The organism is Mycolicibacterium phocaicum (genome assembly GCF_010731115.1).
Taxonomy (GTDB): domain Bacteria; phylum Actinomycetota; class Actinomycetes; order Mycobacteriales; family Mycobacteriaceae; genus Mycobacterium; species Mycobacterium phocaicum.
Genome location: NZ_AP022616.1, coordinates 4770958 through 4794269 on the forward strand (window position 1 = coordinate 4770958; position 23312 = coordinate 4794269).

Annotated in this window: 24 protein-coding genes; 16 read left to right on the forward strand and 8 right to left on the reverse strand. The window is 66.8% G+C overall.

Going from position 1 to position 23312, the window contains the following annotated elements:
• Positions 1–179 precede the first annotated feature (179 nt).
• Positions 180–587: a pentapeptide repeat-containing protein gene (locus G6N46_RS22805; protein WP_235688656.1), complete on the forward strand. Its 408-nt coding sequence runs from the start codon at positions 180–182 to the stop codon at positions 585–587.
• An 81-nt stretch (positions 588–668) separates the two neighbouring features.
• Here G6N46_RS22805 and G6N46_RS22810 read toward each other — a convergent pair whose 3' ends face one another.
• Positions 669–1574, reverse strand: a complete 906-nt coding sequence (locus G6N46_RS22810) for an SDR family NAD(P)-dependent oxidoreductase (RefSeq protein WP_138250666.1) — start codon at positions 1572–1574, stop codon at positions 669–671.
• A gap of 102 nt (positions 1575–1676) precedes the next feature.
• Here G6N46_RS22810 and G6N46_RS22815 point away from each other — a divergent pair, with 102 nt between their 5' ends.
• From G6N46_RS22815 to G6N46_RS22830, 4 genes are all read left to right on the forward strand, one after another.
• Positions 1677–2243: a TetR/AcrR family transcriptional regulator gene (locus G6N46_RS22815; protein WP_163693223.1), complete on the forward strand. Its 567-nt coding sequence runs from the start codon at positions 1677–1679 to the stop codon at positions 2241–2243.
• 10 nt (positions 2244–2253) lie between these two features.
• Entirely contained in the window at positions 2254–3090 is an 837-nt protein-coding gene (locus tag G6N46_RS22820) for an LLM class F420-dependent oxidoreductase (protein WP_138250664.1), read from the forward strand.
• A gap of 223 nt (positions 3091–3313) precedes the next feature.
• A complete protein-coding gene (gene groL, locus G6N46_RS22825) occupies positions 3314–4939 on the forward strand; it encodes a chaperonin GroEL (protein ID WP_061000336.1) in 1626 nt (541 codons plus the stop codon).
• A 148-nt stretch (positions 4940–5087) separates the two neighbouring features.
• Positions 5088–6539 (forward strand): hypothetical protein, encoded by a 1452-nt coding sequence (locus G6N46_RS22830; protein WP_138250663.1) that lies wholly within the window; start codon positions 5088–5090, stop codon positions 6537–6539.
• Between the two features lie 68 nt (positions 6540–6607).
• Here the strand turns inward: G6N46_RS22830 and G6N46_RS22835 are convergent, their stop codons facing one another.
• The 3 genes from G6N46_RS22835 to G6N46_RS22845 form a co-directional block, all read right to left on the reverse strand.
• A complete protein-coding gene (locus tag G6N46_RS22835; RefSeq protein WP_061000334.1) occupies positions 6608–7438 on the reverse strand; it encodes an endonuclease domain-containing protein in 831 nt (276 codons plus the stop codon).
• Between the two features lie 62 nt (positions 7439–7500).
• Positions 7501–7851: a pyridoxamine 5'-phosphate oxidase family protein gene (locus G6N46_RS22840; protein WP_138250662.1), complete on the reverse strand. Its 351-nt coding sequence runs from the start codon at positions 7849–7851 to the stop codon at positions 7501–7503.
• Between the two features lie 24 nt (positions 7852–7875).
• Positions 7876–9612, reverse strand: a complete 1737-nt coding sequence (locus G6N46_RS22845; protein WP_138250661.1) for an N-acyl-D-amino-acid deacylase family protein — start codon at positions 9610–9612, stop codon at positions 7876–7878.
• Positions 9613–9745: 133 nt separating this feature from the next.
• Between G6N46_RS22845 and G6N46_RS22850 the strand changes: the two genes are divergently transcribed.
• From G6N46_RS22850 to G6N46_RS22880, 7 genes are all read left to right on the forward strand, one after another.
• Positions 9746–10357 (forward strand): hypothetical protein, encoded by a 612-nt coding sequence (locus G6N46_RS22850; RefSeq protein WP_163692968.1) that lies wholly within the window; start codon positions 9746–9748, stop codon positions 10355–10357.
• Positions 10358–10440: 83 nt separating this feature from the next.
• Positions 10441–10824 (forward strand): VOC family protein, encoded by a 384-nt coding sequence (locus G6N46_RS22855; protein ID WP_061000329.1) that lies wholly within the window; start codon positions 10441–10443, stop codon positions 10822–10824.
• Positions 10825–10850: 26 nt separating this feature from the next.
• Complete coding sequence (locus G6N46_RS22860; protein WP_138250660.1) at positions 10851–11384, forward strand: mycothiol transferase; 534 nt, start codon at positions 10851–10853, stop codon at positions 11382–11384.
• Positions 11381–11947 (forward strand): phosphatase PAP2 family protein, encoded by a 567-nt coding sequence (locus tag G6N46_RS22865; RefSeq protein WP_138250659.1) that lies wholly within the window; start codon positions 11381–11383, stop codon positions 11945–11947. The genes G6N46_RS22860 and G6N46_RS22865 overlap by 4 nt, the downstream gene beginning before the upstream one ends.
• Positions 11948–12000: 53 nt before the next feature.
• A complete protein-coding gene (locus G6N46_RS22870; RefSeq protein WP_138250658.1) occupies positions 12001–13518 on the forward strand; it encodes an aldehyde dehydrogenase family protein in 1518 nt (505 codons plus the stop codon).
• Between the two features lie 61 nt (positions 13519–13579).
• Positions 13580–14446 carry a polyphosphate kinase 2 gene (gene ppk2 / locus G6N46_RS22875; protein WP_174557738.1) on the forward strand — a complete coding sequence of 289 codons (867 nt, stop codon included), beginning with the start codon at positions 13580–13582 and terminating at the stop codon, positions 14444–14446.
• 27 nt (positions 14447–14473) lie between these two features.
• Positions 14474–15355: a hypothetical protein gene (locus tag G6N46_RS22880; protein ID WP_138250657.1), complete on the forward strand. Its 882-nt coding sequence runs from the start codon at positions 14474–14476 to the stop codon at positions 15353–15355.
• Between the two features lie 51 nt (positions 15356–15406).
• Here the strand turns inward: G6N46_RS22880 and G6N46_RS22885 are convergent, their stop codons facing one another.
• On the reverse strand, positions 15407–17419 hold the full coding sequence (locus tag G6N46_RS22885) for a prolyl oligopeptidase family serine peptidase (protein ID WP_174814083.1): 2013 nt from the start codon (positions 17417–17419) through the stop codon (positions 15407–15409).
• Positions 17420–17454: 35 nt separating this feature from the next.
• Between G6N46_RS22885 and G6N46_RS22890 the strand changes: the two genes are divergently transcribed.
• Entirely contained in the window at positions 17455–17940 is a 486-nt protein-coding gene (locus G6N46_RS22890; RefSeq protein WP_064858666.1) for a DUF779 domain-containing protein, read from the forward strand.
• On the opposite strand, the gene G6N46_RS22895 is transcribed toward G6N46_RS22890, so the two are convergent.
• Together G6N46_RS22895 and G6N46_RS22900 are read right to left on the reverse strand one after the other, a co-directional pair.
• On the reverse strand, positions 17924–18814 hold the full coding sequence (locus G6N46_RS22895) for a cyclopropane mycolic acid synthase family methyltransferase (RefSeq protein ID WP_138250656.1): 891 nt from the start codon (positions 18812–18814) through the stop codon (positions 17924–17926). The genes G6N46_RS22890 and G6N46_RS22895 overlap by 17 nt on opposite strands.
• Before the next feature lie 5 nt (positions 18815–18819).
• On the reverse strand, positions 18820–19683 hold the full coding sequence (locus G6N46_RS22900; protein WP_138250655.1) for a cyclopropane mycolic acid synthase family methyltransferase: 864 nt from the start codon (positions 19681–19683) through the stop codon (positions 18820–18822).
• Between the two features lie 105 nt (positions 19684–19788).
• Here G6N46_RS22900 and lpdA point away from each other — a divergent pair, with 105 nt between their 5' ends.
• Both lpdA and G6N46_RS22910 read left to right on the forward strand, forming a co-directional pair.
• The gene (gene lpdA / locus G6N46_RS22905) at positions 19789–21183 is read left to right on the forward strand and encodes a dihydrolipoyl dehydrogenase (RefSeq protein WP_138250654.1); all 1395 of its coding nucleotides are present in this window, start codon (positions 19789–19791) and stop codon (positions 21181–21183) included.
• A 7-nt stretch (positions 21184–21190) separates the two neighbouring features.
• Entirely contained in the window at positions 21191–21460 is a 270-nt protein-coding gene (locus G6N46_RS22910; protein WP_163692970.1) for a hypothetical protein, read from the forward strand.
• Here the strand turns inward: G6N46_RS22910 and G6N46_RS22915 are convergent.
• Positions 21457–22005, reverse strand: coding sequence for a carboxymuconolactone decarboxylase family protein (locus tag G6N46_RS22915; RefSeq protein WP_138250653.1), 549 nt, complete (start codon positions 22003–22005; stop codon positions 21457–21459). The genes G6N46_RS22910 and G6N46_RS22915 overlap by 4 nt on opposite strands.
• 59 nt (positions 22006–22064) lie before the next feature.
• Between G6N46_RS22915 and G6N46_RS22920 the strand changes: the two genes are divergently transcribed.
• Positions 22065–23303 carry a hypothetical protein gene (locus G6N46_RS22920; protein WP_163692972.1) on the forward strand — a complete coding sequence of 413 codons (1239 nt, stop codon included), beginning with the start codon at positions 22065–22067 and terminating at the stop codon, positions 23301–23303.
• Positions 23304–23312 lie beyond the last annotated feature (9 nt).

Consider the following 23312-nt stretch of genomic DNA (forward strand, 5'->3'; position numbering starts at 1 on the left):
GTGATCATGCCGTTGGAAATTCGTTCGTACCGTAAATACTCGCGGATCGAGACGTATGTGAATGATGCTGGAAATTAGTCAGATTGAATGAATATTGGCGCTAGGCGCTCACTGTGAGGCATTCGCGTGAGCTTGTTTCCAGCGCTAGCCTGCGGATTCGCGTAAGCGAGTAGCGTTATTTGCTGAAACTGCTTCTCATTTGCTCGACCACTGTCTACTCTTGGTTCATCCACATTCAGGCTAGCGAAGGAGAAGTCATGTCGATGATCCGTTCAACCGTCCTGTGGGGAGCGACAGTGGTCGGTGCCGGCACAATGGCGCTGCTCGGCGCAGGTGCGGCTTCCGCCGACTCTGGCATCAACCTCGGACCTGGCAGCAACGACGGCGTGCTCAACGGCGGCGCCTTCAACACCGGCGTCCTCAATTTCGGTGTCGGAAACAAGGGCATCCTGAACCTGGGCAACGGCAACACCGGCATCGCCAATATCGGCAACGGGAGCACTGGCATCGTCAACATCGGTGACGGAAGCGGCGGTGTCGTCACCGTGGGCGACGGGCGCAACGGCCTGCTGAACATCGGCTACTGAGGTCGCTGGAACCGGGCCGCCAACAGGTCCTGTGGGTTGTGCGAAACCTCCTGTCGCACAACCCACAGGACTTCTTTTTGCTCAGACCGGGAACGTCACCCCGGTCAGTTCCTCGGATACCGCCCACAGCCGCTGCTGCAGCTCGGTGTCGTGGGACTGGTCGCTCGAGCCGACGACCTTCGGGTGGCCGGTCTGCTGGAACCGCCCGTCCGGGCCGTAGTACTGGCCACCGAACGCGGCCGGATCGGTCGCGGCGCGCAGGGTGGGCAGAGCGCCCATGGCGGCACTCTGGAACAACCGCTCCGCGATGGGCGAGAGGACGGCGGGCGGCAGCGGCACGTGCCGCGCCAGCTCGGTGTTGGAGCCGCCCGGGTGGGCGGCGAGGGCGACGGTCTCGGCGCCCGTCAGCCGGCGCTGCAGTTCATAGGTGAACAGCAGATTGGCGAGCTTGGACTGGCCATAGGCCTCCACCCGGTTGTAGCGCTGCTCCCACTGCAGATCGTCGAAGTGGATCGCGGCGCGAATCCGGTGGCCCAGGCTGCTGACCGTCACGACGCGCGAGCCGGGCACGGTCAGGAGCTGGTCGAGCAGGAGTCCGGTCAGCGCGAAGTGGCCCAGGTGGTTGGTGCCGAACTGCATCTCGAAGCCGTCGGCGGTGGTCTGCTTCGGCGTCCACATCACGCCGGCGTTGTTGATCAGCAGGTCGATCACCGGGTATTCGGACTTCAGTTGTTCGGCGGCTTCCCGAACCGACTGCAGTGAACCGAGGTCGAGTTCCTGGAGGACGACGTCGGCGTCAGGCGTGGCCTGCCGGATGCGGTCGACGGCGTCCTTGCCCTTGTCGAGATTGCGGACGGCGAGCACGACGTGTGCGTTCTTGGCGGCGAGCGCCGAGGCGGTCTCGTAGCCGAGGCCGGTGTTGGCGCCGGTGATGACGGCGGTGCGTCCGGTCTGGTCGGGAATGTTGGCGGTAGTCCACTTGGTCATGACGGTTCCTCGGTAGCCTGGGCTTGAACCGGGGCGAGCGCCCCGGATGCTTCACTTATCCGGAACGGTCGCCCCGTTTTATTTGTTCCCGGGAGCATGATGATCTGCAAACCGAAGAGGCCGCTCCGGGCCGACGCGGCCCGGAACCGCGCTCGCGTGCTGGAAGTCGCCTACGAAACCTTCGCCGACGAAGGGCTCTCGGTGCCGATCGACGAGATCGCCCGACGGGCCGGTGTCGGCGCCGGCACCGTCTACCGGCACTTCCCGACGAAGGACGATCTCTACCGCGCGGTCATCGAGGATCGGCTGGAAGTCGTCATGGGCGCCGGCCGGGCGTGTTTGGCGTCGGACGCGCCGGGCGAGGCGCTGTTCGACTTCCTGCGCTCGATGGTGCGGTGGGGCGAAACCGACCAGGGGCTGGTCGACGCGCTCGCCGGTCTCGGGATCGACGTCAACGCCCTGGTGCCCGATGTCGAAGAGGAATTCCTGGCGCTGCTGGGCCAGCTGCTGGCCGCCGCGCAAGGTGCCGGCGCCGTTCGTGCCGACGTCACGCCTTCGGATGTGAAGACGCTGCTCGTGGCGGCGAACGCCGCGCAGCGTTACAACGCCGACGCCGCCGAGCGGGTGATCGGATTGATGATGGACGGGCTCCGGCCGCGTCGGGAGTAGCGTCGGCCGCATGAAGTTCGGAATCGCCACCTTCGTCGATGACGACACCATTGATGCGGTGACCTTGGCGCGGGCGATCGAGGACCGCGGATTCGCCTCGCTCATGGTCGCCGAGCACAGTCACATCCCGGCGAGCCGCGAGACGCCGTACCCCATGGGCGGTGACCTGCCGCCGGAGTACTACTCCACCCTCGATCCTTTCGTCACCCTCGCGGCGGCGGCCGCGGTGACGTCGACCATCGAGTTGGTCACCGGCGTGGCCCTGCTGATCCAGCGCGACCCGATCCACTGCGCCAAGGAGGCCGCGAGCGTCGACCTCATCTCCGGCGGACGTTTCGTCTTCGGCGTCGGTGCGGGCTGGAACCTCGAGGAGATGCGCGACCACGGCACGGACCCGAAGACCCGCGGTGCCCGCCTGGACGAGAGCATCGAAGCCGTCAAGGCGTTGTGGACCACCGAGCCGGCCGAGTATCACGGCACGTACGTCAACTTCGATCCGGCGTACTCCCGCCCCAAGCCGGTCCGGAAGCCGCACCCGCCGATCTATGTCGGCGGCAATTCCGAGGCCACCGTCAAACGGGTGATCCGCCACGGCGCGGGCTGGATTTCGGTCGCGGAACCGAGGGACGTCCTGGCGAAGCGGGTGGCCCAGTTCCGCGCCGACGCCGGATATGCCGTCCCGCTGGCGATGTTCGGCGCGCCCATCAAGCCCGATTACTGGAGCTCGGCCGAAGAACTCGGCTTCGGGCAGCTGGGACTGCGCCTGCCCTCGTTGGGTACGGATGAATCGCTGCGCCTGCTCGACGAATTCGCGGCGCAGGTGGCGCGGTATCGGTCGGCGCCCTGATTCCCGCTGCGCGCTGACACCGCGGGGCCGTGTGCGCGGATGGTGAACAACCTTGCACTCGCCCTGTCAGAGTGCTAAAAAGACGTTGGCACTCTCGATAGGTGAGTGCTAGGTCGGGACAGTGAGGCCGGGGCCGCATCTGCGAGCACAGCCCAGGCCGTCCGTCGCGGGCGCTGCGCCTGACCAAAGACGTGCAATTCCCAACCGGAGGAATTACTTCGCAATGGCCAAGACAATTGCGTATGACGAAGAGGCCCGCCGTGGCCTCGAGCGGGGCCTGAACAGCCTCGCCGACGCCGTAAAGGTGACGCTGGGCCCCAAGGGTCGCAACGTCGTCCTGGAGAAGAAGTGGGGCGCCCCCACGATCACCAACGATGGTGTGTCCATCGCCAAGGAGATCGAGCTGGAGGACCCGTACGAGAAGATCGGCGCTGAGCTGGTCAAGGAAGTTGCCAAGAAGACGGACGACGTCGCTGGCGACGGCACCACCACCGCCACCGTTCTGGCTCAGGCCCTGGTTCGCGAAGGCCTGCGCAACGTCGCCGCCGGCGCCAACCCGCTCGGCCTGAAGCGCGGCATCGAGAAGGCCGTCGAGGCTGTCACCAAGGGCCTGCTGGCTTCCGCCAAGGAGGTCGAGACCAAGGAGCAGATCGCTGCCACCGCCGGTATCTCGGCCGGTGACCAGTCCATCGGTGACCTGATCGCCGAGGCCATGGACAAGGTCGGCAACGAGGGTGTCATCACCGTCGAGGAGAGCAACACCTTCGGCCTGCAGCTGGAGCTCACCGAGGGTATGCGCTTCGACAAGGGCTACATCTCGGGTTACTTCGTGACCGACGCCGAGCGTCAGGAAGCGGTCCTCGAGGACCCGTTCATCCTGCTGGTCAGCTCGAAGATCTCGACCGTCAAGGACCTGCTGCCGCTGCTGGAGAAGGTCATCCAGTCGGGCAAGCCGCTGCTGATCATCGCCGAGGACGTCGAGGGCGAAGCCCTGTCGACCCTGGTCGTCAACAAGATCCGTGGCACCTTCAAGTCCATCGCCGTCAAGGCCCCGGGCTTCGGTGACCGTCGCAAGGCGATGCTGCAGGACATGGCGATCCTCACCGGTGGCCAGGTCATCAGCGAAGAGGTCGGCCTGTCCCTCGAGACCGCCGACATCACCCTGCTGGGCAAGGCCCGCAAGGTCGTCGTGACCAAGGACGAGACCACCATCGTCGAGGGTGCCGGCGACGCCGACGCCATCGCCGGCCGCGTGGCCCAGATCCGCAGCGAGATCGAGAACAGCGACTCCGACTACGACCGCGAGAAGCTGCAGGAGCGCCTGGCCAAGCTGGCCGGTGGCGTTGCCGTCATCAAGGCCGGCGCTGCCACCGAGGTGGAGCTCAAGGAGCGCAAGCACCGCATCGAGGACGCCGTTCGCAACGCGAAGGCCGCCGTCGAAGAGGGCATCGTCGCCGGTGGTGGCGTGGCCCTGCTGCAGTCGGCTCCGGCTCTCGACGAGCTGAAGCTCGAGGGTGACGAGGCCACCGGTGCCAACATCGTGCGTGTCGCCCTGTCGGCTCCGCTGAAGCAGATCGCCTTCAACGGTGGTCTGGAGCCGGGCGTCGTCGCCGAGAAGGTGTCGAACCTGCCCTCGGGTCACGGCCTGAACGCCGCGACCAACGTCTACGAGGACCTGCTGGCCGCCGGCGTTGCCGACCCGGTCAAGGTCACCCGCTCGGCGCTGCAGAACGCGGCGTCCATCGCGGCGCTGTTCCTCACCACCGAGGCCGTCGTCGCCGACAAGCCGGAGAAGGCCGCGGCTCCCGCCGGCGACCCGACCGGTGGCATGGGCGGTATGGACTTCTAGGTCCAGCTCTTCTACGAAAAGCCCCGGCGTGCTCTGCACGCCGGGGCTTCTTCGTTGCGGTTGGTTGCTGAACGGCCACGTAGCTGCTGGGAATCTGCTAACAATTGACAGTGAAGTCAATATTAGGCGCTTCGAGGGGGTCGCTCTCATGACTGCTTCTGTTCGACTCATGCCGACCAAGTTGGCGGCTGCGGCCCTGGCGGCCGGTGTGGTCGCGACCGGTGTCTCGATCGGCGCGGCGGAGCGCGCCGTACCGACCATCGAGGCCAACGTCGTCCCCACGTCGCTGATCACCGATGCGCTGGCGGGCGCGGGCTGGGTCGTCGACGGCCTCGCGGGAAGCGTCGCCATTCCGATCGAAGCGCTCGTCTCGCTGCCGTTCGATGCGCTGACCGCCATCGCCATCTCGGTGCAGCGTCCGGACTACGCCCCTTCGGTGTTGAGCTGGCTGGTCAACCGATACGCCAACCCCGCCGAGTCCTACCCGCACTACACGTTCCCGTGGGATTTCAAGGCCAACGCGATCGGCAACATCGCATTCGGGCTGCCCTATCCGCTGGGCCCGAGCGCCACCCAGCTGGGCCTGATCAACAGCATTGCCGACGGCATCGCCAACGTCATCGGCGCCGCCCTCGGCGGGCTGCCCGACCCGACGACCGGCGTCGACGCGACCGACGCCTTCTGGGCCACCACACCCGGTCGCATCATCACGTCGCTGAACAACGTGCCACTGGCTCCCGTGTGGGCGGCGTGGGATGTGGTCGACTATGTGGGCTTCCTGCCGTACAACGTGGCAGCGACCATCGAGGCGGCCATCAAGACCCCGCAGGAAATCCCCGGCCTGCTCAGCAATCTGGTCTACGGTCTCCTCGGGTCGGACACCGAGGGCGGACTGGCCGGCAACCTGATTGCCGATCTCAGCTATCCGTTGACGACCCTCCCGGGTCCCGTCGGTCAGTTCGCGACGGCCTTGGTCGCGAATATCCAGCAGGGGCTCGACAATCTGCTGGCGAACCTGCCGATGCCGGTACCACCGGCGCTGGCGAGTAGCGCAGCCGCGAAAACCGCTGTCGTGACCGGGCCGGCGCCGACCGCCGCGGTCACCGGTGTGGCCGCCGGCGACGTTCCCGCGGTCAACGCGCCGAGCGCGAACACACTGACGCTCACGGTCCCGGATACCCCGAAGACTCCGGATGCGACCAAGACTCCGGACGCGAAGACCCTGGACACCGCCAAGACACCGGATGCCGCGAAAGCACCGGAGGCGCTCGATACTCCGAAGGCACCGGAAGCACCGACCACCCCGGAAACGCCCAACACTCCGGACACCTCGAAGACTGCGGACACCTCGAAGACTCCGGACACCTCGAAGACTGCGGAGACGAAGCCGGACACGCAGGGCAGCACCACCGGCAAGCCGGACAAGAAGCCCGGAAAGGTCAAGTCGGGCAACAAGGTTCGGCCTGGCAAGTCCACCCAGGTCGGCACGGCCACGGGTCAACCCGACAAGTCACCGACTCCCGCATCGGAGCCCGGCGGGGCCGACAAGCCTGCCGGCGGTGCTCACTCGGGTTCGACCGGCGCGGATGCAGCTGCCTGATCTTGGTGATTGCCGACACAACGTCGGGCTGAGAGCGTCGTTGAGGCTATATACGGTTATCGACGCTCTCAGGCCGACGTTGTGATCGGGCCGACGTGTCCATCTCGCCGGATGATGGCCAGGATGTCCGCCTCGACAGTGTCCCAGCGGTAAACAACATCCTCATAGGTCAGTCGAATCACCAGATATCCCAGCCTCGTCGCCACTCTGTCCCTGTCCCGGTCGGCCTGATACCGGGGCAGGTGATGTTCGCGGCTGTCGGCTTCGATGATCAGTTTGTCGCCCACGAGCAGGTCGACCCGTCCGACTCCGGGGATATCGACTTGAGTACGCAGGCGAATTCGCAGTGCGCGCAGTCTCAACCGGATCATGGTCTCGGTGCCGGATTCGCTCGCGGGATCACAACGCTCGGCCAGGTGCAGTCGGGCGAAACGCGATGCGGCGACAATGTCTCGCGCGTCGGCCATCTGGATCATGCGTTTGTTCAGCATCGAGTCCAGGACCACGATCAGTCCCTCGGGGTCCAGGCAGTTCGCTGCTGATGCGACTGCGACATCAATCGGATCGATGGCCCCAGTGATGGGTGGGTCAAGCCGGTACGGATGGCAAGACCTGGCGCCGGACCGTGACGTGCGTGCGCGCTCGGCATATCGGATGTGCAAACCAGAATCGGGAACCCACACCTCGAAGCGACGCAGCACGGAGGCGCAGCTCAACACACCTCCTGCGGCGACCGCACGTACTACTTGCGGCTCGGCGGACGGGCCTGCGTACCAACCGCGCCGCAGCGGCTGCCACCCTCGTTTCCTGATCTGCTGACGCGACCAGCCCGCCTCGCGCAGTTGCGCCGCGGATGCCACCCCGCCGTTCGCGGCGAGCAGTAGCTCGATTTCCCCCACCGCTCAATAGCAGCCGACAGAACGCGTCGGCGACAGTCCCTGGGCGTCAGCCTGTGGATAACTCAGCTTTCCTTGAGCGAGACGCAGTCGTGGACGCCCTCGGGGCTGCGGTGCAGTACGGCTCGCGTCGGCACGATGCGCAGACCCGTGTCGGTGGCTTCGGCGGTCCCGTCGACGATCAGCGAGTAGCCGGTGGGTTCCCGCGGCGGCCACAGCACCGTCACGGCCGGGTGGGCGCCGGCGTTGCGTCGGGTCGTATTTCCGACGGGCTCGATCGTCACCGCGCCGCCGTCGAATGCCGGGACGACGGCCACCGTGTGCGGACGGAAATCGTCACCGACGGTGATCAGGAAGCCGACCGGGAAGTCGGCCAGGGTGTCGCCCAGTTTTTCCAGGTCCACCTTCACGCTCATGAGGCCAGGATAGGTCGCCGCCGCTCACGCCGGCGCGGGTTGGCGGCCGCGCACGAGCCGCCCCGGCCGGGCCGCCGTGGGTACACCGTTCTCCGCGATGATCTCGCCGGACACGATCGTCGCGACGTAGCCGTCGGCGGTCTGGTCCAGGCGGCGCCCGCCGGCGGGCAGGTCGTGCTCGATGGTCGGTTTGTGCAGCGTCAGCGCGTCCTGGTCGATGACGTTGAGATCGGCCTTGTAGCCCACCGCGATCCGGCCGCGGTCGTTCAGGCCCGCGACGCGCGCGGGTACCGACGTCAGCTCCTTGACGGCGTGTGCCAGGTCCAGCCGGCCGGCGGGCCGGTCGCGCACCCAGTGCGTCAGCAGGTACGTGGGAAATGATGCGTCGCAGATCATTCCGTAGTGCGCGCCGCCGTCGCCGAGGCCGAGGATGACGTCGTCGCGCTGGATCAGTTCGGCGACGGTGTCGAGGGAACCGTCACGGAAGTTGGCGAGGGTGACCAGCAGCATGGCGTGGCCGTCGTCGTCGAGGACGCGGTCGTAGGCCTCCTCGAGCGGGCTGACGCCGCGGGCGGCGGCGCGTGCGGCGATCGAATCCGACGGTGCCGGTTCGTAATTCGGGGGAGTGCCCAGGGGGAACATGTAGTCCCACGCCTGTGCCGCGAACATCAGCGGGTGGCCGTCGTCGGCCGCCGTGTCGTTCAGGATGCGTTGGCGTACTTCGGGTTTGCGCATCTCGGCGACGCGCTCGGCCAGCGGCAGGTCGGCGATCTGGCGGTACGACGGATACAGCACGAACGGGTTGCCGGAAAGTTCGAGGCCGATGACGAGGCCGATGGGCCGCGGGAAAATCTGCGCCGAGATCGAACCGCCGTCGGTGTTGGCCTTCTCGACCATGCGCAGCGCGTCCTCGAACGTGGCCGGCCCGGCGTTGCCGACGGCGAGAGTGAACGTGACGGGCAGGCCGACGTCGGCGGCGACGTCGAACACGGTCTTCAGTGCGAACTCGTAGTCGCCGGCCAGCAGGTCGGGTACGAACTGGATCAGGCCGCCGCCGCCGTCCTCGACGCCGCGCGCGATGGCCTCGATCTCGACCTGCGCCGCGTCGTGGCTGGGGATGGGCTGTCCGCCAGAGGTTTTGTGCAGTGTCAGTCGCGACGACGCGAAGCCCAGCGCGCCGCATTCGACAGCCTCGGCCGCGAGCTTGCGCATCAGGGCCAGGTCCTCGGGGGTGGCGGGTTCGCGGTCGACGCCGCGCTGACCCATCACGTAGACCCGCAGCGGCGAGTGCGGGAGAAACGCCGCGACATCTATGTCGCGGCGTCCGGCATCAACGGCATCGAGGAACTCGGGGAAGGTCTCCCACGTCCACGGCAGGCCGTCGACCATCACCACGCCGGGGATGTCCTCGACGCCGGCCATCACGTCGACGAGCACGTCGTGATCGTCGGGGCGGCAGGGCGCGAAGCCGACGCCGCAGTTGCCCATCACAGCGGTGGTTACGCCGTGAGCGGAAGACGGGGTCATCCGGTCGGACCAGATGGCCTGTCCGTCGTAGTGCGTGTGCAGGTCCACGAAGCCGGGGGTGACGAGCCTGCCGGTGGCGTCGATCTCGCGGGCGCCGGTCCCTTCGACGGTGCCGACCGCCGCGATCAACCCGCCCTGAACTGCGACATCGCCGCGGAAGGGCGCGCCGCCCAAGCCGTCTGCGATGAGTCCGTTGCGAATGACGATGTCGTAGGCGGCGCCCGCTGCGTTCATGTGAACAACGTACGACTCAGGCCGTCATCAGATCTGTGAGTTGGCTTTGAGTTGAAGTTAGAACGACTAGGCATCGAGAAACCGATGTATCGTGATAGGTACAAGATGCATCGAACAAATGAAAGGAATAGCGATGTTCTCAGCTGGTTTCGGCCCCGGTTTCGGTGGGGGCTTCGGTCCCGGATTCGGGGGCTTCGGTCCCGGCGCGGGTGGTCCCGGCGCCTGCGGCCCGGGCTTCGGCGGTGGTTTCGGCGGCGGCTTCGGGCCGGGGGCCGGACATCACTTCTTCCGGGGTCGTATCAAGCGTGCCGCGATTGCGGCGGCCGCGCTACTACAGGAAGGTCCGGCCACGGCGGAGCAGCTCTCGCAGCGGGTTTCGGAGATCACCGACGGCGCGTTCACGCCGCCGGTGGACAAGGTCGAGTTCGTCATCTCACTGCTCGCGGCGCGTGGCGTGGCCACGGTCGAGGACGGTGTCGCGACGCTGACCGAGTTCGGTGAGCAGTTGCTCTCCTGGCGCGGCGTCAGCAGCGAGACGGTGCAGGCTTTCCTCGGTGAGGCGGGGAAGTTCGGCGATGTGATCAAGCTGCGCAAGGATTTGTTCGAGCTCGCCGGGCTGGCGCGCACGATCAAGTTCACCGGCAACGACGCGCAGAAGGCCGATCTCAAGGCGGCGGTCGCCACCCTGTCCGGCGCGGTAGCCGAGGCCAAGAAGGCGCTCTACCGCACCTTGGCCGACAACTGACCGGTCGGTGACCGAATCGGAGCGGCGGACCCCCGGGTTCGTCGCTCCGATTTTTTGTCGGTGCCTCGTGGCACGATCGCGGCATGATCGACCACTTCGGTATCAACTGCAGTGACTGGGCCAAGTCCCAGCAGTTCTACGACGCCGTGCTCGGCGTACTCGGCTTCAGCCGGCAGATGGACTTCGGGGTCGCCATCGGTTACGGCCGCGACGGCAAGCCGGATTTCTGGATCGCCGACGCCAGCGCCGGGGAGGCCTCGGGTCCGAACCGTGAGGTGCATTTCGCCTTCCAGGCCGCGGACACCGATGCGGTGACCGCGTTCCACGACGCGGCCGTCGAACTCGGCGCCGAGTCGCTGCACGCGCCCCGGTTGTGGCCCGAATACCACCCCGGCTACTTCGGGGCGTTCGTCCGCGACCCCGACGGCAACAACGTCGAGGCGGTCTTCCACGGCGCGGCCGGGTAGCCGCGGGCTCCGGTAGCGTCGGCGATATGTCTGACACCGCTGCGGCGCGGGAACTGTTGCGCGACTCTTTCACTCGGCTCATCGAGCACGTCGACGAGATCACCGACGGTCTGACCGAAGAGGTGTCGTGCTGGCGGCCGACGCCGGAGGCCAACAGCATCGCGTGGCTGCTGTGGCACAGCGCGCGGTGCCAGGACATGCAGCTGTGCGATGTCGCGGGCGTCGAGCAGGTGTGGACGAGTGAAGGCTGGGAGCAGCGGTTCGCCCTCGACCTGCCGCACAATGACGCGCCCGGCTATGACATCGGGTACGGCCACACCGCCGAGGACGTCGGTAAGGTGCGGCCGCCGGTCGAGCTGCTGGTCGGCTACTACCGCGCGGTGCACAAGGTCACGCTCGAATATGTCGCGGGCGTGACCCCCGAGGCGCTCGAGCGGATCGTCGACCGACGCTGGAATCCTCCGGTCACCGCGAGCGCGCGGCTCGTCAGCATCGTCGACGACTGCGCGCAGCATCTGGGGCAGGCCGCGTATGTGCGGGGCATCGCCGCGCACAGATGACGGGTGAGAAGTTCGTCCGCTGGTGGCCGCCGGTCGGACTGGTGCTGATGGCCCTGTTGGGCTGGGGTGTCGGTAAGGCCTCGACGCCGGTCGACGACGCCTTCCAGGACGCGGGCCGGGCCGGGGAGCCGTATACCGGTTGGCTGCTCTTCTTCACCGATCCGCGTGTGCTGATGGTGATGCTCGTGATCGCGGTGGGAATCGCGTTGTGGCACAAGCGCTGGCGCCTGGCCGCGGTCATCGCGTTGACGCCCCAGGTAGCGGTGTTCATCGAGCGCGGGCTCAAGGAGCTGTTCGGCCGGCACAAGGGTGGGGCGCTGGCCTATCCGAGTGGGCACACCGTCCTGATGGTGACGGTGCTGGGAGTCATCGTCGTCGCCGCCGGGGCGGTGCTGTGGGCCCGCGTGCTGGCCGGCGTCTTCGTACCGCTGGGCATGCTCGGCCAGGCCTTCACCTACCACTACTTCACGGACACCGTCGGCGCGCTGCTGTTCGGGTCCAGCCTGGTGTGCCTGGCGGCACTCCTGCTCGCGGTACCGGATGCCCGGACCGGCCATTTTTGACACGCGTCAAGCCGGGTGCGACCCGCGTCACACCCGGTCGTTACGATGGCGGTATGACCGCTACGTCTGACGTCCAATCGCCCGGTTCCGGCACCATTTACGACCCCGCCACGGGTGCCATCGCAGGAACCGTGAGCTGGACCGACCCGGCCGACGTGCCGCGCATCGCAGCCGGCCTGCGCGCCGCGCAGCGCGAGTGGGAGGCCCGCGGGCCCCAGGGCCGGGCGAAGGTGCTGGCCCGGTTCGCGGTGTGGCTCAACGACCACCGCGACGAGGTCGAGGCCCTGCTGATCCGCGAGACCGGCAAGTCGACGGTCGACGCGAAGGTCGAAATCCCGCTGGTCATCCTGATCATCTCGTACGTGGTCAAGACCATGGAGAAAGCGCTGGCGCCCGACACCCGGCCGGCCCCCATGCCGATGCTGTCGATCAAGAAGATCACCGTGCATTACCGGCCGCGCCCGGTGGTCGGCATCATCGCGCCGTGGAACTACCCGGTGGCCAACGCGTTGATGGACGCCATCGGCGCGCTCGCGGCCGGCTGCGCGGTGCTGCTCAAGCCGTCCGAGCGCACCCCGCTGACCGCCGAGCTGCTGCTGCGCGGCTGGACCGACTCTGGCGCGCCCGAGGTGCTGGCCCTCGCACAGGGCGCGCGCGAGGTGTCCGAGGCCGTCATCGACAACTCGGATTTCGTCCAGTTCACCGGATCGACGGCCACCGGTCGCAAGGTCATGGAGCGTGCGGCGCGTCGCCTCACCCCGGTCAGCCTCGAACTCGGCGGCAAGGACCCGATGATCGTCCTCGAGGACGCCGATGTGGAGCTCGCCGCCAACGCCGCGGTCTGGGGCGCGATGTTCAACGCCGGGCAGACGTGCGTGTCCGTCGAGCGCGTCTACGTGCTGGAACCGGCCTACGACGCGTTCGTCGATGCCGTCGTCAAGGCGGTGCAGAACCTCAAGGTGGGCGCCGGCGAGGGCTATCACCTGGGCGCGCAGATCGACGCCGGCCAGGTGGACATCACCGAGCGGCACGTCAACGAGGCCGTGGCGGCCGGCGCCCGCGCGCTGACCGGCGGCAAGCGCCCCGACGGTCCGGGCAGCTTCTACCCGCCGACGGTCCTGGTCGACGTCGACCACACGATGGCGTGCATGACGGAGGAGACGTTCGGCCCGACCTTGCCGATCATGAAGGTCGCCACCGTCGGCGAGGCGGTCCGGCTGGCCAACGACAGCCCGTACGGGTTGAGCGCGACCGTTTTCTCGGGTGACGTGCAGCGGGCCAAAGACGTTGCGCTGCAGCTCGACTGCGGCGCGGTGAACATCAACGACGTGCTGGCCAACCTGATGTGCACCACCGCCCCGATGGGTGGCTGGAAGACGTCGGGCATCGGCGCGCGGTTCGGCGGAGCCGACGGCATCCGCAAGTTCTGTCGCCAGGAGACGGTCGTCGAGCCGCGCACGAGCAAGGGTGCGGGCGGCAACTACTACCACAACTCGATGAAGGCGCTGGCCCGCATGAACAGCGTCCTGACCAAGGTGTCGTTGATCCGGTCCAAGCGCACCGCCAAGTAGCGCCACCAGTTGTTCACCGTGACGTCACCGCCAGGTTCGGCCCGGCGGTTACGTTCAGCCGGTGATCCTGGACGCCTCTGCCGCCGACACCTACACCGTCCGCGACGATGACGACGACGACCCCGAACTGGTGCTGCTGCCCAGTGGGGAAGTGGTCGACACCTGGCGCGAGGGTTACCCGTATGACGAGCGGATGAACCGGCACGACTACGAACAGCAGAAGCGCCTGCTGCAGATCGAGCTGCTGAAGCTGCAGAAGTGGAGCCAGGCCAACGGGCTGCGGCACGTCATCGTCTTCGAAGGCCGCGACGCCGCCGGCAAGGGCGGCACCATCAAGCGGTTCATGGAGCACCTCAACCCGCGCGGCGCCCGCGTCGTCGCACTGGAGAAGCCGACCGAGAAGGAACGCACCCAGTGGTACTTCCAGCGGTACGTCACGCATCTGCCGGCCGCCGGCGAGATCGTGCTGTTCGACCGCTCCTGGTACAACCGGGCCGGTGTCGAACGCGTGATGGGTTACTGCACGCCCAAGCAGCACGCGGAATTCGTCCGCCAGGCACCGCTTTTCGAGCAGATGCTGGCCAACGACGGCATCAGCCTCACCAAGCTGTGGTTCTCGGTGACCCAGGCCGAGCAGCGCACCCGCTTCACGATCCGTCAGGTCGACCCGGTGCGGCAGTGGAAACTCTCGCCGACGGATCTGGCCTCGCTGGACAAGTGGGACGCCTACACCGCGGCCAAGGAAGAGATGTTCGCCTGGACGGACACCGAGGTCGCGCCGTGGACCGTGGTGAAGAGCAACGACAAGAAGCGCGCCCGGATCAACGCCATGCGGCATGTTCTCGGTAAGTTCGATTACGACAACAAGGACCATGAGGTGGTCGGACACGCCGATCCGCTGATCGTGGGACGGGCGCTGTCCGACTGAGCAGCGCCCACCAACGTAGGAGGGCGCTTGCGATTCGTCGCGACACTGCTGTTGTGGCTGGTCACCACCGTCGCTGTGGCGGTGGCTGTGCCGGTCTGCTGGGCGCAGCACACACTTGTCGACCGGGGCGGCTACGTCGCCCTGGCCACCACGGCAGCCAAGAACCATGAGCTGCAGAAGGCCACGGCCAGCGAGCTGGGCATCCAGGTCAACAGGCTGGCCACCAGCTCGGGATACGACCTGAGCACCGGCACCGTGTCGAAAGCCGCCGGCATCTACACGTCCAGCTCGGCCTTCCCGGGCCAGTTCGGCGCCGCGAACGGCTACGCGCACGACTGGCTGTTCACCGACACCATGGCCCACTCGGACTCGTCCGGCCGGTGGACCATCGACCTGTCGCCGATGTTGTCGGACCGGTCGTTCAAGGCAACCTTGGCGGCGTTCGGGGTCCGCGTCCCGTCGAAGATCGAGGTACCGATCACCGATTCGGCCCAATCGTTGCGGCCGGGCCAGTTCCGCGCCGCGACGACGTGGGGACCGTGGGCTCGGGTCGGCATCTGCGTGCTGACGGGCGTGTTCGCCCTGCTGACACTGGCGGTGACCCGGTCGCGCGGCAAAACGGTTGCCGCCCTGGGTATCTCGACCATGATCGTCGGCGCCGCGGGCTGGGCCGGCATCGAGGCGGGGCGGCGCTACATCAACGACGGGCTGAACCGCACCACCGGCAACGTCCGCCAGGTGGCCGACGTCATGGTCGACACGGCCATCGCCAACGCCCACCAGTGGCTCAACATCACCCTCGCGATCGGCGGCGGGCTGGTGGTGCTGGGCGTGCTCCTCACGCTGCTGGGTAACCTGGGCCGGCGCGTCGTCCGCAAGCCCAAGCCCGCCGCAGCTCCCGCCGCCTGACAGTGATTTGTGCACGAAAATCCGCGGCCGGCGCGGAAAATCGTGCACAAATCACGAGCCGACAGTGCGCTCCAGGAACGAGTAGACCAGCGCGGCCTTGAACGCGGCCTGCGAATTGTCCGCGGCCCCGCCGTGTCCACCCTCGATGTTCTCGTAGTAGCTGACGCGGTGGCCGGCGGCTTCGAGCGCCGCCGTCATCTTCCGCGCGTGGCCGGGGTGCACCCGGTCGTCGCGCGTCGAGGTGGTCATCAGCAGCGCCGGGTACTTCCGATCGGCCGAGATGTTCTGGTACGGCGAGTACTTCGAGATGAATTCCCAGTCGTCGGGGTTGTCCGGGTCGCCGTACTCGGCCACCCACGACGCGCCGGCGAGCAGCAGGTGATACCGCTTCATGTCGAGCAGCGGCACGCTGCACACCAAGGCGCCGAACAGTTCCGGATACCGCGTGAGCATGACGCCCATGAGGAGCCCGCCGTTGCTGCCGCCCTCGGCGGCGAGTTGGTCGACGGTGGTGATGCCGCGGCGCACCAGATCGGCCGCGACGGCGGCGAAGTCCTCGTACACCAGGTGGCGGCCCTCGCGCATGGCCTGGGTGTGCCAGCGCGGACCGTACTCGCCGCCGCCGCGGATGTTCGCCTCGACGTAGGTACCGCCCTGCGTCAGCCACAACCGTCCGAGCACCCCGGCGTAGCCTGGCAGCATCGACGACTCGAAGCCGCCGTATCCGCTCAGCAGCGTCTTGCGTGGCTCGTTGACACCGCGTTGTCCCACAACGAAGTACGGGATGCGCGTGCCGTCGGCGGACGTCGCGAAATGCTGTGACACCTCGACTTCGGAGGCGTCGAAGAATGCCGGGGCGCGCTTGATCTCGGTGACCGCGCCGCCGGCGTGGCCCCACAGCAGGCGCGACGGGCTGTCGAATCCGCTTGAATCCAGGAAGATTTCGTCGCCGTACTCGTCGACGTCGACGATGACCGTGGTGGCGTGCTCAGGCACGCCCGGAATGTCCGTGCGTTCCCACGTGCCCGGCGTGACCAGCTCGATGTGGCCGATGACGTCGACCAGCGTCTGCAGCAGCAGCCGGTCGCGGGTCCACGCGAAGTTCTGCATGCTGCTGTGGTCGTCGGGTTCGAAAACGACACTCAGCGCCCGGTTTCCGGCGAGGTAGTCGTCATAGCGTGCGGCCAGCAGCGTGCCCGCCGCATACGTCGTCTCGCCGACGGTCCATTCGACGCGCGGCCGGATCAGCAGCCAATCCCGGTGAATGGAGATCGCGGCATCGGTGGGGACGTCGATGCGGACCAGCTCGCCGCCCCGGACCTCGTAGCGTTCGCGGTTGAAGAAGTCGGTGGACTGCGACACCAGCAACCGCTCGAAACCGGGTGTGCTGTCGTAGCCTGCGCCGACGCTGACGTCGGATGCCGCGCCCTCGAAGATCGTCACGGCCTCGGCCAGCGGCTGCCCGCGGTGCCACCGCTTGACGATCCGGGGGTACCCCGACTCGGTCATGGCGCCCGGCCCGAAGTCGGTGCCCACCAGCACCGTGTCGGGGGTCTCCCAGGAGACGCTGGACTTGGCTTCCGGCAGGTTGAATCCGTCGTCGACGAACTGCCTTGTCTCCATGTCGAACTCACGAACCACGGTGGCGTCGGCCCCGCCGCGCGACAGCGCGATCAGCGCCAGGTTCAATCCGGGTTCGATGACGTCGGCGCCGGCCCACACCCAGTTCTCGTCCTCGTCGGCCGCGAGCTTGTCCAGGTCGATCAGCACGTCCCACTCGGGGGCTTCGGTGCGGTAGCTGTCGAGCGTCGTGCGACGCCACAGCCCGCGCGGGTTCTCCGCGTCGCGCCAGTAGTTGTAGAGGAACTCGCCCCGCCGGCGGACGTACGGGATGCGGGCGTCGGTGTCCATCACCTCGAGGGCATCGGCGCGCATCTGCTCGAAGCGCTCGCCGCCGAACTCGGCGATCGTCGGCTCGTTGTGCGCACGCACCCAGGCGAGGGCGTCGTCACCCGTGACGTCCTCGAGCCAGAGGTAGGGATCAACTGGGGATTCAGAACTCACCTGGTCATTCTTACTCCCCGGCGTAGGGTGGCCGTATGCCATCTCGGGCACTGATCACCGCCGAGGCCGCCGAGCTGCTGCGCGCGCTGCAGAACCAGCACGGCCCCTTGATGTTTCACCAGTCGGGCGGATGCTGCGACGGCTCGTCGCCGATGTGCTATCCCGACGGCGACTTCATCGTGGGGGACCGGGACGTGCTGCTGGCGGTTCTCGATGTCGGCTCCGACGGCGTCCCGGTGTGGATCTCCGGGCCGCAGTTCGAGGCCTGGCAGCACACCCAGCTCATCATCGACGTGGTCGTGGGCCGGGGTAGCGGGTTCAGCCTGGAGGCGCCCGAAGGCAAGCGCTTCCTGTCGCGCGGGCGGGTGTTCAGCGAGGCGGAGAACGCCGCGTTGGTCGCGCAGCCGCCCGTCACCGGCGCGCAGTACGCGCAGGGCGTCAGGCCGGTGCGGGACGGCACGCTGATCGTCGATCACGCCGAGGAGGCGTGCCCCGTGCCGGGTGTCAGGCCTCTGGCTTGACGTAGGTCACCAGATTGACGTCGAGCATCTCGTCACTGAAGTAGTGCCGGCACCCGCGCAGGTACCGCATGTAGCGCTGGTAGACCTCCTCTGAGGTGACGGCCAGGGCCTGCTCGCGGCGCGCCTCCAGCTTGTCGGCCCAGATGCCGAGCGTCTGGATGTAGTGCGGGCGCAGCGAGAGGCATTCCGGCACCTCGAATCCGGCTTTCCTGCCGTGCTCGACCATCATGTCGGCGGTCGGGATCCGTCCGCCAGGAAAGATTTCGGTGACCATGAACTTGATGAAGCGCGCGGTCTCGAACGTCAGCGCCTTGCCCCGCCGATTCAGGTCGTAGGGGTGATATCCGGTGCTGCTCTGGATCACCATCCGGCCGCCCGCGGGCAGGATGTCGAAGCAGTTCGTGAAGAAGTCGTCGTAGCGGTCGAACCCGAAGTGCTCGAAGGCCTCGATGGAGACGATGCGGTCCACCGGCCGGTGAAACTGCTCCCAGCCGTGGAGCTGCAGCTCCCGGGTACGCGGGGAATCGATGCCGTCCAGTAGGCGCTTGGTGTACGCGAACTGATTCTTGGACAGGGTCAGGCCGATGACGTTGACGTCGTACTTCTCGACGGCGCGGCGCATGGTCGCGCCCCAGCCGCAGCCGATGTCCAGCAGCCTCATCCCCGGTTCCAGGTTCAGCTTGTCCAGATTCAGGTCGATCTTCGCCACCTGGGCGTCTTCGAGGCTCAGGCCGGGCGGTTCGAAATAGGCGCAGCTGTAGGTACGGCTGGGATCCTGGAACAGGCCGAAGAAGTCGTCGGAGATGTCGTAATGGGCCTGGATGTCCTCGAAGTGTGGCTGCAATTGCGTTGTGGCTGGCGTGGTTTCGCTCATGGCAGCTACTTCTCCAACGTGAACTGGACGACGTCGGCCTGCTTGTTGCGGAACAATTCGGCGCAGCCGGTCAGGTACTTCGCATAGCGGTCGTAGACCTCCAGCGACTGGATTCTGATGGCCTCGTCCCGGTGTTCCGCCAGGTTCTGTGCCCAGATGTCGAGCGTCGTGGCGTAATGCGGCTGCAGTGAGTGTTTCCGGGTGACGGTGTATCCGGCCGCCGTTGCGAGTTCCTCCACGACGGGGATGATCGGCAGCCGGCCGCCCGGGAAGATGTCTGTCAGCAGAAACTTCACGAAGCGGGCGAATTCGAACGTCAGCGGTATCCCGAGCTCCTTGGCATCACGGAAGTCGAAGCCGCAGATGGTGTGCAGCAGCATGACGCCGTCGGGCGGCATGGCCGCGTACGTCCGCCGGAAGAACTCCGGATAGCGGTCCGGACCGAAGTGCTCGAAGGCGCCGATCGAGACGATCCGGTCGACCGGCTCGTCGAACTGCTCCCAGCCCTGCAACCGGACCTCACGGCTACGGGCGCTGTCCATCCGGTCGAAGGTGCGCTGGACATGCGCCGCCTGGTTCCGCGACAGCGTCAGGCCGATCACGTCGACGTCGTACCGTTCGACGGCGCGCAGCATCGTCGAGCCCCAGCCGCAGCCGATGTCCAGCAGCTTCATCCTCGGCAGCAGGCCGAGCTTGCTGAGCGCCAGGTCGATCTTCGCCAACTGCGCTTCCTGCAGCGTCATGTCGTCGCGCACGAAGTAGGCGCAGCTGTAGGTCTGTGTCGGATCGAGGAACAGCCGGAAGAACTCGTCAGACAGGTCGTAGTGCGCCTGCACATCGCTGAAGTGCGGCATCAAGGAATTGGACACGGGACATCGACCCTTTCTGGCGATAGGTCCCCGCCGTATACCCCGTTTCGCAAAGTTGAATCGGTCTCTCGACCCGCCCCGCCGCCGCGCCTATAAGGTGTGCATGTGACTCACTATGACGTCGTCGTTCTCGGAGCCGGTCCCGGCGGATATGTCGCCGCAATTCGTGCAGCCCAGCTGGGGCTGACCACCGCCATCGTCGAACCGAAGTACTGGGGCGGCGTCTGTCTCAACGTGGGATGCATCCCGTCCAAGGCGCTGCTGCGCAACGCGGAGCTGGCCCACATCTTCACCAAGGAAGCCAAGACCTTCGGCATCAGCGGCGAGGCGAGCTTCGACTTCGGCGCCGCGTTCGACCGCAGCCGCAAGGTCGCCGAGGGCCGCGTCGCGGGCGTGCACTTCCTGATGAAGAAGAACAAGATCACCGAGGTTCACGGCTACGGCACCTTCACCGGGCCCAAGTCGATGTCGGTCAAGCTCAACGAAGGTGGCATCGAGGAGCTCACCTTCGACAACGCGATCATCGCGACCGGCTCGTCAGTCCGGCTGGTGCCCGGCACCGCGCTGAGCGAGAACGTCGTCACCTACGAGAAGCAGATCATGACGCGGGACCTCCCCGGCTCGATCATCATCGCCGGCGCGGGCGCCATCGGTATGGAGTTCGCCTACGTCCTGAAGAACTACGGCGTCGACGTGACCATCGTCGAGTTCCTGCCGCGCGCGTTGCCCAACGAGGATGCCGAGGTCTCCAAGGAGATCGAGAAGCAGTACAAGAAGTTGGGCGTCAAGATCCTCACCGGCACCAAGGTCGAGTCGATCAAGGACAACGGTTCGGACGTGACCGTCGTGGTCAGCAAGGACGGCGCCACCCAGGAACTCAAAGCCGACAAGGTGTTGCAGGCCATCGGTTTCGGGCCCAACGTCGAGGGCTACGGCCTGGAGACGACGGGTGTCACGCTGACCGAACGCGGCGCCATCGCCATCGACGACAACATGCGCACCAACGTGCCGCACATCTATGCCATCGGTGACGTCACCGCCAAGCTGATGCTGGCACACGTCGCCGAGGCGATGGGCGTCGTCGCCGCCGAGACCATCGCCGGCGCCGAGACTCTGACCTTCGATGACTACCGGATGATGCCGCGCGCCACGTTCTGCCAGCCGCAGGTCGCCAGCTTCGGGCTCACCGAGGAGCAGGCCAAGGCCGAGGGCTACGACGTCGTTGTCGCCAAGTTCCCGTTCACCGCCAACGGCAAGGCACACGGCCTGGCGGACCCGACCGGTTTCGTGAAGCTGATCGCGGACAAGAAGCACCTCGAGCTGCTTGGTGGACACCTGATCGGCCCCGACGTCTCCGAGCTCCTGCCCGAGCTGACGCTCGCCCAGAAGTGGGACCTGACCGCCACCGAACTGGCCCGCAACGTGCACACCCACCCGACGCTGTCGGAGGCGCTGCAGGAAGCCATCCACGGCCTGGCCGGCCACATGATCAACTTCTGAGTCGGTCTTGCGCGCGAACGTTGTTGCCGCGATAGGCGGTTTGGTCGTCGGCCACATGTTGTGGCTGCTGGCCATCTCGCTCGCGATGGACACCACCAGCATCAGTTTCTGGGTGCTGGTGGTATCCGCCGCGGTCGTCGTGGTGGCCGGCGTCGCGGTGTTCTTCGCTCGAAAGTTTCAGGAGCGCAAGGCTTTTGCCAAGTCCGCGTTCCTGTGGTGCCTGCCCGTCGCGCCGGTGTTGATGACGCTGGCGGTACTCGGCGTCACCTACCTCTAGTCCGGGAAGTCGAGCGGCACGCGCAGCGTCGCGATGGTGGCCGCCAGGCCGTCGTACTGCGCTGCCAGCAGGCAGAAGTCGATGAGCTGCTTGCGGTCCAGGTACGCCGCCAGCGACTTCCACGTCTGGTCGGACACCGACCGGGTGATGACGAACTCGTCCGTCGCGGTGATCAGGATGCGCTGCCGGTCGGTGAGGCCCTCGGCGTCCGGCCCTTCGAAAATGCGGGCCTGCGTCTCGGCGTCGACGCCGCGGCTGCGGGCGAGGCGACGGTGCTGCTGTAGTTCGTACTCGCTGCCGCGCAGATGAGCGACGCGCAGGATCACCAGCTCGGCGTCCCTGAGGCCGAGCTTGCTGCGGCCCAGCAGCATGCCGGAGTAGGGGAGGAAGGTCAGGAACAGCAGGTGATGCTGGCCGAGGACGTTGAAGAGCGCGAACCTCGGGGCCCGGATGGTCTTGGCGCCGATCTTGGCGATGACCCAATTCAGCGGGCCGAGTTCACGGAAGCCGCCGGGTTCGATGCGGGCCGGCTCGATGCTGTTCACAATTCCCGAGTCTGGCACAGGCGGCGGGGTCTTAGGGTCGAGCGATGGGGTGGAAACGGGTGGGGGCCGTGATTTTCGTGGTCGCGTTGATGGTCGTTGGTTGTAGTGATCGGGTTACGGATGTGGTGGTGTCGCGGGCCGCCGACCACCCGCTGCTGCGGTACCTGCCGACGCTGGCCGACGTGCCGGGGATGGTCGAGGTCGGCTACGAAGTGCCGCGCAATGACGAATTCTCCGCACAGCGTCGAAACGAGTGCTCGTGGTATCCCGAACCGGGCGACCCGGACGGGCCGCAGCTGTCTGCCGCCTACTGGCAGGACACCGACCGCAACGGCAGCGTGATCAACGTTCAGCTGTGGCGAACCCGCCCCGGCGAGAACGTCGTCGACGAGATGGTGACATGGGGGACCCGCTGCGCCACCTACCGCGACGTATACGGCATCTGGGCCGTCCGGACATTTCGCAACATTCATGGAATGCCCACCGATGCAATCCAATTCGACACGAAAAAGACGTCGCGCGAGCTGCACGACCCCGACCCCGACTCGACTGGGCCTTACCAACGGACCGTCATTCTGACGCGCGATGGGGTGGTCCTGCGGGTCCGTGTCATGCCCTCCGGATTGCATCCACCAACGGACCACGATCTCGCGCAGGTGGTCAACGCTTTCGTCAGGCATGCGGCTGCGCAACCGTCCGATGCCATCCAGACTTCCAGCGTTGCGCCGTGGCCCGCGGCGCAGCTCTCGGCTCTGGTCATGACACCACCGGTCAAGAGCGGCAGTCGAGTGGTGCAATTGTCAGCGCAGCCGGAGGGCGACGCGCCTGCGGACTGCTCAGCCGACCCACTCTCGTCGTCCCGATCCGGCGCCGATCGATTGGCGGATGCGCTCGAAGTCGCGACGGTCTTGCGCGAGCACGACGGGTACGACGGCATCGCGGCGGTGAATGAATGGGTCAACCGTTGCAGCACACAGTCGTTCGTGCCCGAGGTCTGCGCTGACAAAGCGAAGGAGGCACACCTGGAAGCCACGCCGCCGGTACGGATCGAAGGCGAGTTGGTGTCCGGCTACCAGGGCGTCGTGCTCGGCGAGAGCTATGTGAAGACCACGAAGTACTGCCAGCCGGATTCTGTGGTGGCCCAGATGGTCCGGGTCCGCGGAATCTTGTTGCGGGCGGTGTCGTTGGTGGTGCGACGCGCCGAGGGTGAGGATCGAAGTCAGGCGCGCCGGCGCGCGCTCGACGACCAGCGCCAACAGCTGGCCTACGTGATCCACCGTGTGCAGCGGGCGCGCTGACGTTTCGCT